Source organism: Pseudomonas sp. DTU12.3 (assembly GCF_004124275.1).
Taxonomy (GTDB): domain Bacteria; phylum Pseudomonadota; class Gammaproteobacteria; order Pseudomonadales; family Pseudomonadaceae; genus Aquipseudomonas; species Aquipseudomonas helmanticensis.
On the sequence record NZ_CP027218.1, the window covers coordinates 4264234 to 4279842 of the forward strand.

The 15609-nt window shown below is 60.4% G+C and carries 13 protein-coding genes; 7 read left to right on the plus strand and 6 right to left on the minus strand.

Annotated elements, in window-relative coordinates:
• The first annotated feature begins 4 nt into the window (after positions 1–4).
• The 3 genes from C2E19_RS19360 to C2E19_RS19370 all read left to right on the plus strand — a co-directional run bounded on the left by C2E19_RS19360 (position 5) and on the right by C2E19_RS19370 (position 2759).
• Positions 5–1189, plus strand: a complete 1185-nt coding sequence (locus C2E19_RS19360; RefSeq protein WP_129394660.1) for a GNAT family N-acetyltransferase — start codon at positions 5–7, stop codon at positions 1187–1189.
• Positions 1161–1952, plus strand: coding sequence for a ChbG/HpnK family deacetylase (locus tag C2E19_RS19365; RefSeq protein WP_129394661.1), 792 nt, complete (start codon positions 1161–1163; stop codon positions 1950–1952). The genes C2E19_RS19360 and C2E19_RS19365 overlap by 29 nt, the downstream gene beginning before the upstream one ends.
• 114 nt (positions 1953–2066) lie before the next feature.
• A complete protein-coding gene (locus C2E19_RS19370; RefSeq protein WP_129394662.1) occupies positions 2067–2759 on the plus strand; it encodes a GNAT family N-acetyltransferase in 693 nt (230 codons plus the stop codon).
• A 170-nt stretch (positions 2760–2929) separates the two neighbouring features.
• On the opposite strand, the gene C2E19_RS19375 is transcribed toward C2E19_RS19370, so the two are convergent.
• Positions 2930–3727, minus strand: coding sequence for a class I SAM-dependent methyltransferase (locus C2E19_RS19375; RefSeq protein WP_129394663.1), 798 nt, complete (start codon positions 3725–3727; stop codon positions 2930–2932).
• A 273-nt stretch (positions 3728–4000) separates the two neighbouring features.
• Here C2E19_RS19375 and C2E19_RS19380 point away from each other — a divergent pair, with 273 nt between their 5' ends.
• The 3 genes from C2E19_RS19380 to C2E19_RS19390 all read left to right on the plus strand — a co-directional run bounded on the left by C2E19_RS19380 (position 4001) and on the right by C2E19_RS19390 (position 5057).
• Complete coding sequence (locus C2E19_RS19380) at positions 4001–4294, plus strand: type II toxin-antitoxin system RelE/ParE family toxin (protein ID WP_129394664.1); 294 nt, start codon at positions 4001–4003, stop codon at positions 4292–4294.
• A 2-nt stretch (positions 4295–4296) separates the two neighbouring features.
• Positions 4297–4602, plus strand: coding sequence for an addiction module antidote protein (locus C2E19_RS19385; RefSeq protein WP_129394665.1), 306 nt, complete (start codon positions 4297–4299; stop codon positions 4600–4602).
• 107 nt (positions 4603–4709) lie between these two features.
• Positions 4710–5057 (plus strand): hypothetical protein, encoded by a 348-nt coding sequence (locus tag C2E19_RS19390; RefSeq protein WP_129394666.1) that lies wholly within the window; start codon positions 4710–4712, stop codon positions 5055–5057.
• A 143-nt stretch (positions 5058–5200) separates the two neighbouring features.
• Here C2E19_RS19390 and C2E19_RS19395 read toward each other — a convergent pair whose 3' ends face one another.
• The 5 genes from C2E19_RS19395 to C2E19_RS19415 form a co-directional block, all read right to left on the minus strand.
• A complete protein-coding gene (locus C2E19_RS19395) occupies positions 5201–6631 on the minus strand; it encodes a sigma-54 dependent transcriptional regulator (RefSeq protein WP_129394667.1) in 1431 nt (476 codons plus the stop codon).
• The gene (locus tag C2E19_RS19400; RefSeq protein WP_129394668.1) at positions 6600–8093 is read right to left on the minus strand and encodes a HAMP domain-containing sensor histidine kinase; all 1494 of its coding nucleotides are present in this window, start codon (positions 8091–8093) and stop codon (positions 6600–6602) included. The genes C2E19_RS19395 and C2E19_RS19400 overlap by 32 nt, the downstream gene beginning before the upstream one ends.
• A 94-nt stretch (positions 8094–8187) precedes the next feature.
• Positions 8188–9267: an SCO family protein gene (locus C2E19_RS19405; RefSeq protein ID WP_129394669.1), complete on the minus strand. Its 1080-nt coding sequence runs from the start codon at positions 9265–9267 to the stop codon at positions 8188–8190.
• A gap of 17 nt (positions 9268–9284) precedes the next feature.
• The gene (locus C2E19_RS19410; RefSeq protein WP_129394670.1) at positions 9285–12092 is read right to left on the minus strand and encodes a multicopper oxidase domain-containing protein; all 2808 of its coding nucleotides are present in this window, start codon (positions 12090–12092) and stop codon (positions 9285–9287) included.
• 288 nt (positions 12093–12380) lie between these two features.
• Positions 12381–13829, minus strand: coding sequence for an ATP-binding protein (locus C2E19_RS19415; protein ID WP_129394671.1), 1449 nt, complete (start codon positions 13827–13829; stop codon positions 12381–12383).
• A gap of 398 nt (positions 13830–14227) precedes the next feature.
• On the opposite strand from C2E19_RS19415, the gene C2E19_RS19420 reads away from it, so the two are divergent.
• Complete coding sequence (locus C2E19_RS19420; protein WP_129394672.1) at positions 14228–15574, plus strand: hypothetical protein; 1347 nt, start codon at positions 14228–14230, stop codon at positions 15572–15574.
• Positions 15575–15609: the final 35 nt, after the last annotated feature.

Consider the following 15609-nt stretch of genomic DNA (forward strand, 5'->3'; position numbering starts at 1 on the left):
GCCTATGCTGACGCGATTCGAATGGCGCACTTCGCTGTGCGCCGCCGACTTCCCGGCAGCTGCGTATGAAGCGCTGCGCCTGCAGGTGACGGATCACACGCCGTTCAACAACCTTGGCTGGTTGTGTGCGGCCGAGCAGGCCCTTGGCGAGGGTGAGCGTCTGCACATCCTGCTGGGTTGGGAGGCGGACGAATTGCGCCTGTGCCTGCCGCTGGTGGCGAGTCGCGAGCGCTTTGCTGGCGTGCCGTTTCGGGTCTTGCATCACTTGGGCTATCCGCTGGCGGATCGCTTGGCGCTGTTGTCTTTGCTGGGCAGTGAGGACATGCGCAAGGCGCTGGTGTTGATTCGCCAACGTCTGCCCCACGCAATGCTGCAACTCAATGAGCTGTCCGAACCTGTCGGTGAAGAAAGTGCGCTGACCGAATGGATGGCGCGCAGCTCGACCGGTGAACGAAGGCTGAGTTGTCGGGTGCCGGTGCACCTGATCAGTGAGGCCGATCATCAGGAAGTCTCCGGTGACCCACGCTACAAGCTGCGGCGGGCGCGCAAGCGAATTGCCGCGTGTGGTGCCGAAGTGCGCCGGATCATTCCCGATGCGATGAGCATGGGGCCGCTGCTGCAGCTCATCAGCGAAGTCGAAGCGGTGAGCTGGAAAGGTGATGAAGGTGTGGGGATTTTCGCCGGTGAACGCAGTCGACAATTGATCGAACGCGCGTTCACCGCCCTCGCCGGTCAAGGCCTGGTGCGCGTGGTGACGCTGGAGTTGAACGGGCGTTGCATCAGCTATCGCCTCGGTCTGCTCGAACAGGGTCGGCTCTACGATTACAACCTCGCCTTCCTGCCGCAATACGCCGATCTGGGCAGCGGTCGGGTGTTGCTGGAAGAGTGGATTCGCTGGGGCCTGGATGACCACTGGCGCTGGATCGATGCCTCGCGGGTCAGTCTGGAAAACTCCAGCCATCAACTGCACGAACGCATGAGCGGACAACTGGAACACTGGCGCTGGAGTTTTTATTCCTGGCAGCCGAGTGGCATCGTCCTCGGTCTGGGCCTGCGCCTGTGGCATCGACTGAAACCGCACGTGCAAGCCTGGCGCGCGCGCCGTGCCGAGCATGCGAAACCCACACTGAAACCTGTCGCGGTCACCACGGAGGGCGAACATGCCTCGCCAAGTCATAGTCAACGCTGACGATTTCGGCCTCAGCCCGAACGAAAACGCGGTGATCTTCGCTGCGTTTCAGGCTGGGGTCATCAGCTCCGCCACGGCCATGGCCAACATGCCAGCGTTTGAAGCAGCCTGCGCGATGGCCCGCCATCCGAGCCTGCAAGGCCGGGTTGGCCTGCACTTCAACCTGACCTACGGACGCCCCTTGAGCCAGGCGATTCTGGCGCGTCGCACCTTCTGCGATGACTTCGGTGTGTTCGACCTGAGCCTGCCGCGTCACAGCTTCTGGCTGGGCCGCGAGGATCGTGAAGCGGTGCGCGAAGAGTTGCAGGCGCAGTGGCAACGTTGCGTCGATCACGGCATGCGCCCCAGCCATATCGACTCTCACCAGCACGTGCACAACATCTGGCCGATTGGCGAGATCGTCGCGCGCTTCGCCGCGCATCAGGGTGTACCGATTCGCCTCGCACGCAATCTGGGCCGCAACCTCAGCCTGCCCAAGCGCGTCTTCAAGGGTTTGCTCAATTGGCGTTTGCAGAGTCTGGCCGGTGTGACGGCCGACTATGTGTGCACGCCGATTGACCTGCGCAACGACACTTTGCCGACCGACGGCGTGCTGGAAATCGTCGCTCATCCGACTCAGCTCGGCAGCGATTTTGGTGATGCCTATCTCAATCCCGGCGAATCCCTGAGCCGCGTGCTAGAGCAGCGGCTGGCCGGGGTTGCACGGGTTTCCTACACCGATCTGAACAAGGATTTTCTACGCGGTGCCGCGGCACTCGATTGAGTTACATACCTTGCAATACTTTCGAAGATGGCACTTTGAAATGAATTTGCACAGGTGATCTATACCCTCAAAAGCACCATCCACAACACCCGGGCTACGGCCACGGAGGGCATCATGAGCGTCATCGAAAAACTACAAGAACGCATCCGGCAAAAAGGCTTGGGCCGCACTTTCGGCACGCTGTGGAAACGCTACGTGTTCTTCCATTGGGAACTGTTGTGGATGGAACGCGACCTGGTCAGCCCGGTGCCGCCGCACAAACTGCGCCCTTACGATGGGCTGCGCAAAGTCGATATCACCACGGAAAATGCCGGGGCGTTCGCCAAACATTTTGGTGATCGCGTGGAGACCATGGCCGAGCTGGCGGCCGAGGGTCACACCGGGCACATGTACCTCGATGCCGATGGGCATGCGGTGGGGTTTATCTGGGGCAGTCTGCGTGATTATCACGACCGTCATTATTACGGCTGCACATTCGCGGTAAAGCCCGGGGAATTCTTTGAGTTTGGCGGTGAAATGACTCGCGCGTATTTCGGCAGCAGCCTGTCGGTAGATGTGCAGGTAGCGCTGTGGGAGGCGATGGCGGCCAAAGGCTGCAACAAGGTGGTGGATGTTTGCGAGACGCACAATATTCCGGCGCTGAAGCTGCATATCCGCATGGGCTATCACGAGCAGGGGCGTGTGATGAACGTGTATTGCCTGTTCGGTCGCTGGAAGTTTTTCCGGGAGACGCGGTATGAGGGTTCACGGCTGGAACCGCTGCGCAAACCAGGGCGGCCGGTGGTGAGTGCGGCGGCGCGGGCTTGATTCAGATCTGAAATGTTGTGGCGATCATGAGGCCTCTTCGCGAGCAAGCTCAGCTCAGCTCCCACAAGGGTGCTGCTGTGCGCCGGAGACCCTTGTAGGAGCTGCCGCAGGCTGCGATCTTTTGACTTTGAAGATCAAAAGATCGCAGCCTGCGGCAGCTCCTACAGGTTTCAGATTTTAGTGACGATGAGGGTGAAGCACATCGGCATCTGCGCTTGCTGATTCAGATACTGGTCATACACCTCTTCCCGATTCGAATGCGCATACTCCTTGAAGTGCGCGATGTTCAGCCCGGCCGCAATCGCACCGCTGAAGATGGCGCCAAGGTTATGCACAAACCAATACGACTTCGCCGCCTGCTGCTCAACTTTGCCGACGTAGACAATCGGCTCTTCCTGCACAAACGGTTCGGCGCGGAAATACGAGCTGGCGAGGCGGTACGGATCTTCGCCATCCGGGTCGACCATTTCCAGGAACGGATGGGTTTCGTAGATCACCAGTTTGCCGCCCGGTTTCAGGGTCTTCGCAACGTGGCCGAAAAACTCGCCGATGTCGGGCATCCAGTTGAGAACACCGATGGTGATCAGCGCCACGTCGAAGCGATTGTGCAAGGACGCTGGCAGGTGATGAATATCGCTTTCAATGAACTCGGCGTTGTGCGGCGAACGCTTGTTCAGCTGCCGCGCCTGTTCGAGAAACGCCGCCGACTGGTCGACACCGACCACACTGCGCGCACCGAGCGCGAACAACGAAAGACTCTCGCGGCCGTTGTTGCAGCCCAGTTGAATCACATCCTTGCCGTCGACCTCAAGCAACCCGCTCAACGTCTCATCGAGGCAAGAGAAATCCGCCTGCGCAACTTCGCCGAGTAATGCCCGCCAGTCAGGCGAATCCTGGTGATGGCGGGCGGAATCGTTCCACGCCTGTCGATTGCTGTCGATGGCGGTTTTTTTGTTGGGCACTTCCATGGCGCACTCCGGACGATGCTCGTGATTGAGCGGATCCGAGTCTAGATCAGCCCGCCAATCCCGGTTGTTACAAACTTGTAAACCACCCCCTGTAGGAGCTGCCGCAGGCTGCGATCTTTTGATCTTGTTTTTAAGATCAAGATCAAAAGATCGCAGCCTGCGGCAGCTCCTACAAATGAAGCGATCGTTGCCTACAAATGCCGACGATTTTTCAAGGTTTGATAGAAGACTTGGCTGACTGCTCGCCTGTATCTACTTGGATACAGTCGGGCAATGAATTATCTTATTCGACAAACAGCGGTATTTCAGGCTTGGCACCAATCGGTTCGAGACCTGCGGGCCAAGGTGGCCATCGCCCGCCGCATTGATCGGGCTTCAACAGGAAATCTCGGCGACGTCAAATCGGTGGGTGATGGCGTCTCTGAAATGCGCGTAGATGTGGGTGCGGGCTTTCGGGTGTATTTCACGATGCGTAACGGTGCAGTCATCGTTCTTTTGGCTGGAGGCGACAAATCTTCACAAAACGCAGACATCCGACGCGCACAAAAAATGGCTAAGGAGGTTTAACCATGAGCCAGACGTTGACGAATTTCGACATGGCAGCACTGCTGGACAGTGACGAAGCCATCAGCGAATACCTGTCTCAGGTACTCGCAGACGGGGATAACGAAGAGTTTCTTCGCGCAATCGGCTATGTGCTCAAGGCGCGCGGGATGACGCAGATAGCCAAAACTTCTGGCATGGGTCGCGAGAGTCTGTACAAGGCGTTCGCACCGGGTGCAAAACCGCGCTTCGACACGGTTTTGAAAGTTATGCATGCCCTTGGCATCGATCTTTACGCACAGCCGGGGCACGTGAGCCACCCGATTTCCTGAGTGTAGGAGCTGCCGGAGGCTCGGGCCGCCGGCTGCTCCTACATTGGTTTCGTGGGGGGCAGCTATAGTTAATAGCCTTGGGGAAAACCGTATTTGCAGGTGCCGCCATGCATAGGCTCGATCGGCTGCTGTTGATGGGTTGTCTGCTTGCTGCCAGTCAGGCGCAAGCGCTGGACAGCAATTTTGTTTACTACGGGCCGAACCAGCCCTTCGCTCACCCTGCCCCGTATTCACTGAGTTCCACGCCGCCCAAGCCTTATGACGATACGGCGCCGCAGGATTTTGTGGTGATCCCGGGTGACCACGAGTTCTCCGATTCGCAATTGCCGACGGTGGCGGATGCGACGGTGCGGGTGTTTATCCGCACGTACGATGCCGAGCGCGGGATTTATGTGAATGACGAGGTACTGGATCCGGGGTGTTTGCTGGAGTGTTTGAGTCGGCAGCAGCGTTGATTCGGGTGACCACATATCTGCAGACACCACAGAACCCTGTGGGAGCGGGCTTGCTCGCGAATGCGGTCTGTCAGCCGACATCAAAATGACTGACACACCGCATTCGCGAGCAAGCCCGCTCCCACATTGGATTTGCGGTGGGGTTACCACTGGCGTTTGTCGGGGCGGGCGAGGCCGAGTTTTTCGATGCGGTAGCGCAGCATGTCGCGGCTCAGGCCCAGCAGGCGCGCGGATTTGGTGACGTTCCAGTCGGTCTTGTCGAGCATCTTGCGCACCATGTCGCGTTCGACTTCCGGCAGGTTCATCGATTCGGTATTGCTCGCCGGCCGTGGTTCGTAATGCAGCGGGGTTTCGTGCAAATGCATCGGCGGTTCATCGACCAGGCTCATGCACACGTTCAACTGATGTGCGGCGATGGTGTCGCTCGGCGCCAGCAACACGGTCTGCTCAAGCATGTTGCGCAGTTCGCGCACGTTGCCCGGCCAGGTGTAACTGAGCAGCAGCTCCTCAGCCTGCTGGCTGAAATGCAGGTTCGGTTTGCCGTAGCGTTTGCCATGGCTGGCAAGGAAGTGCCGCGCCAACAGCAAAATATCCTCGCCCCGGGCATACAAACGCGGCACCTTGATCGAGATGATACGCAAGCGGAAAAACAGATCGCGGCGGAATTTGCCCTGCTGCACCATCTGTTCAAGGTTGCAGTTGGTCGCACTGATCACCCGCAGGTTGACCTTGCGCTCCTTCACCGAACCGACCCGGCGAATCGTTCGATCCTCGAGCAACTTCAAAATCTTCGCCTGCAACAGCAGGTCCATCTCGCCGATCTCGTCAAGAAACAACGTGCCGCCATCCGCCGCTTCCACCAGCCCGACACGGCGATCCTTGGCGTCGGTAAACGCGCCTTTCTCATGACCGAACAGCTCCGACTCGACCAGATTCGACGGGATCGACGCACAGTTGAATTCAATGAACGGGCCTTTGCTGCGCGGGCCGTCGAAGTGCAGCGCACGGGCCACCAATTCTTTACCGGTGCCGGTCTCGCCTTCTACCAGAACCGGCGGCAAATCGGTGTTGGCCATGCGCCGCTCGGCATCGAGCAATTGGCCGATGGTGTTTTTCAAATACTGCATCGGCGCCGAGTCGCCAATCAGCGCCTGCACCCCGGATTTCTGCGCCTCGCGTTCCTGATAGAACGACAGCGTGCGCTCCATGCGCTCGGTGGCCAACGCCTTGTCGAGCAGCAGTTTCAGTTCCGCCAACGCCACCGGTTTGGTCACGTAATGAAAGGCGCCCTCCTTCATCGCCACCACCGCATCTTCGACGTTGCCGTAACCGGTCATCATGATCACTTTCAGATCCGGCGCGCTGATGCGCAGCTTCTGGATCAGGTCATGACCGCTCATGCCCGGCAGCGAGTTGTCGGTCAGCACGATGTCAGGCATGAAGCTGCCCAACTGCTCCAGCGCGTCTTCGGCCGAATGGCAGACCGTCACCTCGAAGTCCTTGCGCTCCAGGTAGGTCTGAATATTTTCGGCCAGCAGTTCGTCATCTTCGACCAGCAGAATGCTGTGCTCCATATTCCCCTCCCGATGCCACTTTGAAGTTGAGACTGACGCGGGTTCCTTCCTGCTCGCGGCTGGTCAGCACGACCGAACCTGCGAAACGCTCCATGATTCTTTTGACCAACGCCAGGCCAACCCCGAGGCCGCCCTGTTTGGTGGTGAAAAACGGTTTGAACACCAGCAGTTGCTGCGGCGCGCTCATGCCCTTGCCGGTGTCGCTCAGGGTCATGCGTACACAGTCTGGCTGCGGCGTGGCGAATTCGACGCTGAGCACACCGCCCTTGGGCATGGCTTCCAGAGCGTTGGCAAACAGGCTATTGAGGATTTGCGTGAGCAGCACCTTCTGACTGACGACTGGCGGGCAGATTTGCGGACTGAATCGCACGTCGACGCGGCTGCGCTGGATCAACGCATCGAAGGCTTCCAAGGTGTCCTCGACCGCCAGCACCAGATCGACCGCCTCGCCGTCGTCATTCATTGGCCGCAGCGACACCAGCAGTTCTCGCACCCAGCGCGACATGCGGTCGACCTGGCTGATGATGTCGCCGATGTTGCGTTGCGCGCCGGAGCTGGCCACTTCCTGGGCCAGTTCGGCGCTGGAGCGAATGGTCGCCAGCGGATTGCGCAGGCTGTGCGCCACCGCCGAAGACATCTCGCCGAGGGCGACAAAGGTTTCGTTGCTGATCAGTTGTTGCTGCTGGCTCTGCAGCAACGTCGCCGCACGGCGGACGATCCAGAACAAGGCGAGAAAGATCGCCGCACCACCAAAAAACGTCGCCGCCCAGATCGAAGCGAAACCACGGTCGATACGATCAACCAGATCCGCCGGTTCCTTGTAGATTTCGACCATGGCGATGACTTTGCTTTTGTCGGCGTTGAACATCGGGATGTAGTTCTCGATGAACAGGTATTTCGGTTCGCGCAGCAGACGTTGTTCTGGGCGTTCGTCGTCGATTTTGTGATAGCTGGAGGAGACCGGTACTCTCATTTCGAACGACTCATCGAGCTCGTCGTCGTCCTCGATGTGCACGCCGATCAGCTCGGCATTGGTCGACCAGATCACCGTGCGATCCAGCGCATACACGGTGGCCAGCAAAATATCCGGCAGATGTTCGACGTGATCGAGAAACTCGCTGCGCGCCGCAGCATGCGCTTCGGGATCGACATCGGGGTATTTGCCGTCCTGACGCATATCGAGCATTTCACCCATGGTGCGCGCCGGGCTGATGCCGGCGTGGCGCACTTCCGCTTCGCCGATGGCCTGGACGAATTGCGCGGTCAGCAGCGCATCGCGCTCGACGCTTTCAGTGACGACAAAACGCGTGGAGATGTAACCGAGCCCCAGCGCCACGGCCGCGATGATGAAAAAACTTGCGAGCGAGAACCAGCGCAGCAGATTGAACTGCTCGCGCCATCCCTTGCTGACTGCTGCCGGTGCGTGCGGCGCAGGTGTTTTTTGTGCTTCCAGTCGCTGCATGGGAGTGCCCTGGAGTATTTGTATCGAGCCGGTTACAGCCATCAGTGTAGGTGGCTCTGACCGCGACACACGGTTCAATGATGCTCTTTCGCCGCTACTGCATCCGACTCACTGTCGCGGCGCTATCGCCCGGTGTTACTGGCGTCAAGCCGCCGTCGGCCATGGCTTTGGCGGCCGTTTGCTGACGCTCGGTTTCGTCACTGAGGAAGTCGATGATCGACTGCGCCGACGCTTCGTCGAGCCGCAGGTTGGGCATCGGGATTCGCTCGAATTGTTCATACAGTTGCAGCGCAATCGGGTCTTTTTCCGCGAGCAGGCGATCCGGTTCGCGAATCCAGCGATTCAGCCATTTGCCGTCGCGATTGCGCGTCACACCGATCAGGTCCGGGCCGATGCTGCGCATGCCGATGCCCTGACCGTCCTGCGGGCCGAGGCTGTGGCACGACGCGCAACGGGTGCGGAACAATTCTTCGCCATTGCTCGGCGGGCGAATGTCCGGGGCGTTGGCGTAGCTTTCTTCGACACTGGGCTGTTTCCAGTTTTGCAGGGTGTTGGCCAGTTGATCGGCGAGGATCCACGGGTTCTCGAACGGCGAGGCTTTCATCCAGCGCCCGGTGGTCTGGTTGCCGACGATCAGGCTGAGGTTGTGGTCTTTGCTGCGACCGTTGTCGACGCCTTCGATGAACAGCCCGAGCTTCTTGCGCAGGTCGGTGACGTCTTCGAATTCACCGGTGAGAAATTTCCAGCCGGGACCGACCTTGAAGCGCTGCGCATAGGCCTTGAGCACTTCGGGCGTATCGCTGAGCGGATCGATGCTGATCGAGTAGAAAAAGATGTCTTGCCCGACGCGATCGCCGAGCAGTTTCTGCACCTGGCGCAAGCGTGCAGTTTCCAGCGGGCAGGAGTCGCTGCACGAGGTGAAGATGAAGTTGATCACCACCACTTTGCCTTTGATCAGATCATCGAAGAAATGCACCTGCCGACCGTCCTGATCGGTCAGCAGGGTATTGGGGAAGTAGTCGCCACCCCACGGGGTGGCGGATTCACTGGCCGCTGGCGGTTCACCGACACTGGCCTGGTGCGCCAGCAGCACGCGGCTGCCGAGCACACAGACCACCAGCATCAGCACCAGGTGCATGCCCAGCGCGCGGGAACGCGGAGTTTGTGTTGGCATGACGGCGCGCTCGCGGTTCATTTTTTCACGGTCACTTGCGGGCCGAAGCCATCGCCGTTGCGGAAGGTTGGCAGCGCGGCGGAGTTGACGTAGCGCACACCGTCCCAGCTTGGCAGAGGCGTCGGCATCAACTGCAATTGCCCGGGCTTCTCAAGGTCCCAGCGCAGCAGCATCGAGTTGTCCTCATGCTGGGTGTTGTGACAGTGCTCCATGTAGGTCCCGGCGAACTCGCGGAAGTTGATCGCCATCTCGACGCTGTCCAGCCCATCGGCTTCGGAGCCGATCCGGTAGACGTCTTTGCGCGCCCATTTTTCCCACTCGGGTGGTGCCTTGCCGCCGCGACTGAGAATGATCCCTTCTTCGAAGTGCACGTGCACCGGATGGCTCCAGCCCTTGCCGCCGGCCTTGATGTTCCACACCTCCAGGGTGCCGAAACCGGTGACACCGGCGTCGGTCGGGCCGCTGGACAGTCGGGTCGAGGCGTTCAGCCGACGTGGGTCCATGTGGAAGCCGAAACCGCCATCGGTCTTGACCGTCCACGGCGCTTCATCGGTGCCGTCGGAACGGCCGAAGGTGAAGGTGCGGTGACGGGCGTTGGCCAGCAGGGCTTTATCGGCAGCGTTGTCGCGATGGATCTTCAGCGGGATCATCACCAGCCCTTCCGCCTTGCCCGGTTTGGCCGGTTCGTAGGCTGCCGGGTCCATGGCCAGATCCTGGCCGGTGTAGGCCTTGACGTTCAGCTGCAAGACCTTGCCCACCGCCGGATCGCCCTTGTCCCACTGCGGGCCTTTGCTGCTCTGCTTGATCACCGCGAGGTATTTCTCGGAGAGCACGTCGGCCAGCGAGATCACTTCTTTGGGGCCTTTGCCGTCGTCGTGGGCCTGCAGGTTGAGGAAGAACACCTTGTCGCCAGGCTTGATGCCGTTTTTGCCGAAGTTGACGATGATGTCGAAGCGCTCGGCGATGCCCTGGGTCGGCAGAATCGCGTTGTGGTTCTGTTTATCGCCATCGGCGTCCAGGTCCATCGTGCCGTCGAACGGCACGCTGTGTTCCATGATATTGCCGTCGTTGGCGATCATGTGGAACGGCACACGGCTGTACGACACGCCGGAGTTTTTCGGCCCCTGGAACTCGCCGCCGCTGCCTTTGATTTCACGCACCAGCGCCAGTTTGAAGTAACGCGACACCGAGCCGTTGAGGATGCGGAAACGGTAGCTGCGCGCGCGCACGTCGAGCGTCGGTTTCCACTGCCAGTTGACCAACACCTGATCGCCAAGGAAGCCATCGGTGTTGAACGGGTTGAACCACAGCTGACCTTCCTGATCCCAGGCCTTGTCGGCGAACACCAGGTTGACGTCATAGTCACGGTTACCCCACGGCAGCGCACTGCCGCTGGGCAGGCGCAGGTTGACGCCGTCGTTTACCGACTCGTTACCGCGATCGAGGGCGCTGTAATAGTTCATCATCGCCGCGTTGCCCTTGTAGACGTTCTGCGCGGTGAAATCGAGCATGTGGTCGTGGAACCAGTGGGTGCTCATGGTTTCGCGCCAGTCGCCACGGATCTTGATGGTGCCGTGGTCGCAGGTCTTTTTCGCCGGCGCCACGTCGTTGACCCACAGGGTTTCGCCCGGTGCGCAGGGAAATGCCGCGCGCGGATCTTCGGCCTTGGTGTTGATGCTGTCGTAACCGGCGAGCTGGATCGGCCAGCGATAGTCGTAGAACTGCCCCGGGAAAAAGAAAGCATTGGCATAGCCGTCGCTTTCCGCCGGCGCGTGGCCATTGTGTTCGTGGGTGCTGATGGTGTGCAGGCCGAAACCACGGTTGGCCGCTGGATCGATCGGCAGGCCGTTGTAGTGGCGCATCATCACCGGCTGGCCGTAACGCACCATCAACAGTTTCGGTGGCAGCGTGCCGTCGAAGGTCCACACCGCGTTGTGGTTCTGCACCGGCATGCTCGGGTGGAAGCGCGGATCGACGCCTTTGGCCGTGCCGTCCGTCAGCGGCACACCCGCGACGTTGTGGTAAAGGCCGCCGGCGCCGAATTCACCCACTGCGTAATGGTGCATCTGCACGCTGTCACGCAGGCCACCATTGAGCCGCGCGCCAGTCTGCGCGGTTTTGTAGGCGACTTGCGGGTAGAACTCGTTCCAGCGCTGGTGCGCCCAGCCTTTTCCTGGCGGCCGCCCTTCTGCCGACGAGCCGATATGGCGGTTGAGGAACACTTCGATCTGCGCCTGCCACGGGTTGCGGTCGACCACGTTGGAAAACTGACTAGGGAATGGTGTCAGCCCAGGCTGCCGCAAGAACGCATCAAGCGCCGTGCCGGGTGGCGCGCTGCGGGCGATGTTGTTCGGGTCTTGTGCGGGCGCCGGGCCGATCGCGGCGGGCGGGAATGGCAGCGGCGCGGCCGGGGTGGTCGGGTCGAGTTTTTCCGGGCCGAACTCTTCGAACAGGGTCAACTGCTGGGTGAACGGTTGCGCGCCATAGAGCGGGCTCGGCTTGCCGTTGGTGGGGTAGTTGAAACTGGTCTGCACGGTCGGCGGCAGAATGTTTTCTGCGCGAGTGGTATTACGCGAGCCTTTCACACCGTCGGGCAAATCGAAGGAATCTTCGTTGGCCTCGGGCATGGTCAGGATAGCGTTGAGCGCCGTCGCCTCGTCCGTCGGCTCGTCGTAGTAAGCCGACGGATCGGACGCTTCCGGCTCGCGCTCGTCATCGATCGGGCTGGCGCGAACGCCGGCCATGGTGCTGAGGGTCAACAGCAGGAAGACGCTCAGCGGCGTCAGCAGGAAGGTGTTACTTGGGTTACGCGTTGTTCTGTCCATCACCAGCCGCCTCATCAAGGAAGGGGTGATGGTGTTTTGCAACTAGTGCGCCAAGAAATCATTTCGAGTTGTAACAGTGACTTGCGATGCCTGTGGTGTCCCCCACTCCCCGGTGACCGGGGCTTGACACCCACTGATGGGGGAAGTTCATAAAAACTTTGGGTCATACAAAACCCCCGTAGGAGCTGCCGAAGGCTGCGATCTTTTGATCTTAAAAACAAAATCAAAAGATCGCAGCCTTCGGCAGCTCCTACAGTGAGTGATGGATTGTCAGATGGGAAATGTGGCTCAGGGGACGAGTTGAAAGGCCAGGCGCACGGTGGTGCCCTCGCCTTCGCGGCTGTCGAGCGTCACGCCGCCGCCGAAGCGTTCCATGATGCGTTTGACCAGCACCAGGCCGACGCCCAGACCACCGGTTTTGGTGGTGAAAAACGGCCGGAACGCCATGGTCCGCTGCTCTTCGTTCATGCCTTTGCCGGTGTCGCTGAGCGCTACGCAGACACCGCCGTCAGCCGCTGGCTCAAGGCTGACGGTCAATGTGCCGCCCTTGTCCATCGCTTCCAGCGCATTGGCCAGCAGGCTGTTGAGGATCTGCGTCAGTTGCACCGGCTGACTGAGCACCATCGGCGTGTGCTGCGGATGGAACACCACTTGCACCCCGGCCCTGGCGATCTGCTGTTCGAAGGCGACAAGACTTTCGTGCAGCGTTGCCACCAGATTCACCGGTTCCGGGTCATCGTTGAGCGGACGCAACGATTGCAGCAACTCGCGCACCCATTTCGACATGCGATCGACCTGGCCGATGATGTCTTTGATGTTCTTCTCGGCCGGGCCGGCATCGAACTCCAGTGCCAACTCGGCGCTGGAGCGGATGGTCGCCAGCGGATTGCGCAGGCTGTGCGCCACGGCGGAGGACATCTCGCCCAGCGCAACATAGGTTTCATTGGCAATCAGTTGCTTTTGCTGGACGGCGAGGAGAATCGCCGCGCGCCGGACGATCCAGTACAGCCCCAGATAAATCAGGCCGCCGCCGAGCGCGGTGGCCAGCCAGATCAGCGTCAACCCACGTTCCATTCGGGCGATGAGGTCTTTCGGTTCCTTGTAGATCTCGACCATCGCGGTGACGTTCTTGCCGTCGGCGTCGAACAGCGGGATGTAGTTTTCGATGAAAATGTAATCCGGCGGGATGATGAACTTCTGTTCTTCACGAGCCTTGTCGACGTCGTGGTAGCTGGCCGACACCGGGATTTTTTCGTTGAAGGCGCGATCGAGGTCTTCGTCGGCTTCGATGGTTTTGTTCATCAACGCCGGGTTGGTCGACCAGATCACCTGGCGGTCCGGTGCATAGATGTTAGCGAGGATCACGTCAGGCAGGTGTTCGATGTGATCAAGAAACTCACCCCGGGCACCTGCGCGGGCCTGCGGATCGACGTCGGGGAAATTCTTGTCCTGGCGCGGGTCGAGCAACTCGCCCATGGTTCGCACATTGGGGATGGAAACGTGGCGCACCTCGGCTGACGCGATGGCCTGAATGAACTGCGCGGTGAGCAAGGCATCGCGCTGCACGCTTTCTTCGATCACAAACCGTGTCGACACCGCCCCGAGCGCTACCGCCACCGTGCCGATCACCGCCATGCTGATCAGCGAAAACCAGCGCAGCAGATTGAACGACTGCTTGCGCGAGCTCAAGCGTAGATTGCCCTCCTCGAGCGCAAGCGATTTCGACTGTATGTTCATGGCGGCGACTTCCCGATACGTCCCTATAGGGTTATAGCCCACGGTTGGGTGTTTGCCCGGTTGCGGGGATATCGCCCCGATGCACCAATCCCAAACCCACCCCAAATCCCTGTAGGAGCTGCCGAAGGCTGCGATCTTTTGATCCTGTTTTTAAATCAAGATCAAAAGATCGCAGCCTTCGGCAGCTCCTACAGGGGTTCTGTGTTCATCCCCATCGTCCCCGATTCTGGGGAATTGCGCCCTTTTCCCGCCTGTCGCGCTCAGCACTTCGCAACGGCGAAAGCACTCTATCCCGGCCCTCTTGCGCCCATTCACCGCACCTTGGCATGGAAGGTGTACAGGCCCTCTGCAACTGACCCACCCCCAAGGGGCAGGTACTTTGATAGAGGGATTAACTCATGCACCCTTTACTGTCCAAAACCGCGACTGTCCTGGTCGTGAGCGCCTTGGCCCAGGGCATTGCCCAGGCCGCTTTGTTTGCTGTTGATCCAGGTCCGTATACGCCGGCCAATGGCGGTTTCGCCAATTGGTATCAGGACACCCACGGTCGCACTCTCGATCTGTGCCTGTCCAAAGCCCTCAGCTCTCGCGTGCCCAGCGCTCCGGGCGCACCTTCGTACATGTGCTCGCTGCTGCCGACCCCCGGCGTGTTCGACGACACCCAGCCGATTGCTTTCCCCAGCAACTTCCCCGATGAAGCGTTCTGGTTCACCGGCGAAACCACCCTCGTCGATGCTGCACGCGGGATCGACCTGACTTATATCAGCGCCGTCGAAGCCGCGTTCGCCGCCGAAGAACCGGTCGAAGGCGATCAAGTCAGCTTCGCGCGGATCCGCATTCGCGTCGATGTGCCCACCGCCGGCACCTACGTCATCACCCACCCATACGGTGTCGACGTGTTCAATATCGACACCCCCGGCCGCCGCGCGATCAACATGACCCGCGACATTGGCATCGGCACGCCGAAAACCTACGACGGCGCGCTTAAGGGTGACATCGGCCCGTTCCTGCGCAGCGTCAACGGCCCCTACACCGAGACCAACCCGGTGACCGGTGCCGCCGAACAATTTGTCGGCGACCCGAACCTCAGCGAGGCGGTCACCGGCAGCCCGTTCAACACCAACTACGTGCGCATCGAAGGCCCCGGCGGGATTGACTTGCGTACGACTGCGTTTGCCGTCTCCGGCAAGCTCTCGACCGTGGTCCGGCCAACGCCAATGATCACCCAGCGCAGCACCTACTCGCGTAAAGCCGGGACTAGCGCGCCGGTCGCCCAGCAGGACGTGTTCGTCCTCGCACCGCCAGCCCCGGGCACCGTCGCCGTGACCAGTTTCACCCCGGTGCTGAACATGACCGAAGCCAACTCCACCGGTGCCTGGTACGCGCAATCGTCGGCCAACCCGACCGTACCGAGCGTCCTGCAGGTGACCGCCGACAACCACCTGGCCATCGCCAGCAGCACGCCGACCACCCTGCCCATGACCCTGACCGACCTGGTGGTGATTTCGCGCGCCGAATACAGCCTCAGCTCCGGGCAACTGACGCTGGTGGCTTCGACCAGTGACGAAACCTCGCCGCCGGTACTCACCGCCACCTCGATCAGCGGCGCCGCGATTGGTGCGCTGAGTGGCGACGGCGCGGTGAAAAGTCTGGCCACCGGGATCTCGCCGATACCGCCGGCCAAGGTCCGCGTGACGTCGTCCAACGGCGGCAGCGATACCGAAGAAGTGGTCATCGTGCAATGAACGCTCACATGCCCAGATCCGCATCAGGAGGCATC

What these genes read in the sequence shown, in the direction of transcription:
- C2E19_RS19410 (WP_129394670.1), bottom strand. Translation starts at nt 12,092, where the DNA reads ATGGACAGAACAACGCGTAACCCAAGTAACACCTTCCTGCTGACGCCG.
- C2E19_RS19375 (WP_129394663.1), bottom strand. Translation starts at nt 3,727, where the DNA reads ATGGAAGTGCCCAACAAAAAAACCGCCATCGACAGCAATCGACAGGCG.
- C2E19_RS19405 (WP_129394669.1), bottom strand. Translation starts at nt 9,267, where the DNA reads ATGCCAACACAAACTCCGCGTTCCCGCGCGCTGGGCATGCACCTGGTG.
- C2E19_RS19370 (WP_129394662.1), top strand. Translation starts at nt 2,067, where the DNA reads ATGAGCGTCATCGAAAAACTACAAGAACGCATCCGGCAAAAAGGCTTG.
- C2E19_RS19420 (WP_129394672.1), top strand. Translation starts at nt 14,228, where the DNA reads ATGCACCCTTTACTGTCCAAAACCGCGACTGTCCTGGTCGTGAGCGCC.
- C2E19_RS19360 (WP_129394660.1), top strand. Translation starts at nt 5, where the DNA reads ATGCTGACGCGATTCGAATGGCGCACTTCGCTGTGCGCCGCCGACTTC.
- C2E19_RS19400 (WP_129394668.1), bottom strand. Translation starts at nt 8,093, where the DNA reads ATGCAGCGACTGGAAGCACAAAAAACACCTGCGCCGCACGCACCGGCA.
- C2E19_RS19390 (WP_129394666.1), top strand. Translation starts at nt 4,710, where the DNA reads ATGCATAGGCTCGATCGGCTGCTGTTGATGGGTTGTCTGCTTGCTGCC.
- C2E19_RS19380 (WP_129394664.1), top strand. Translation starts at nt 4,001, where the DNA reads ATGAATTATCTTATTCGACAAACAGCGGTATTTCAGGCTTGGCACCAA.
- C2E19_RS19365 (WP_129394661.1), top strand. Translation starts at nt 1,161, where the DNA reads ATGCCTCGCCAAGTCATAGTCAACGCTGACGATTTCGGCCTCAGCCCG.
- C2E19_RS19395 (WP_129394667.1), bottom strand. Translation starts at nt 6,631, where the DNA reads ATGGAGCACAGCATTCTGCTGGTCGAAGATGACGAACTGCTGGCCGAA.
- C2E19_RS19415 (WP_129394671.1), bottom strand. Translation starts at nt 13,829, where the DNA reads ATGAACATACAGTCGAAATCGCTTGCGCTCGAGGAGGGCAATCTACGC.
- C2E19_RS19385 (WP_129394665.1), top strand. Translation starts at nt 4,297, where the DNA reads ATGAGCCAGACGTTGACGAATTTCGACATGGCAGCACTGCTGGACAGT.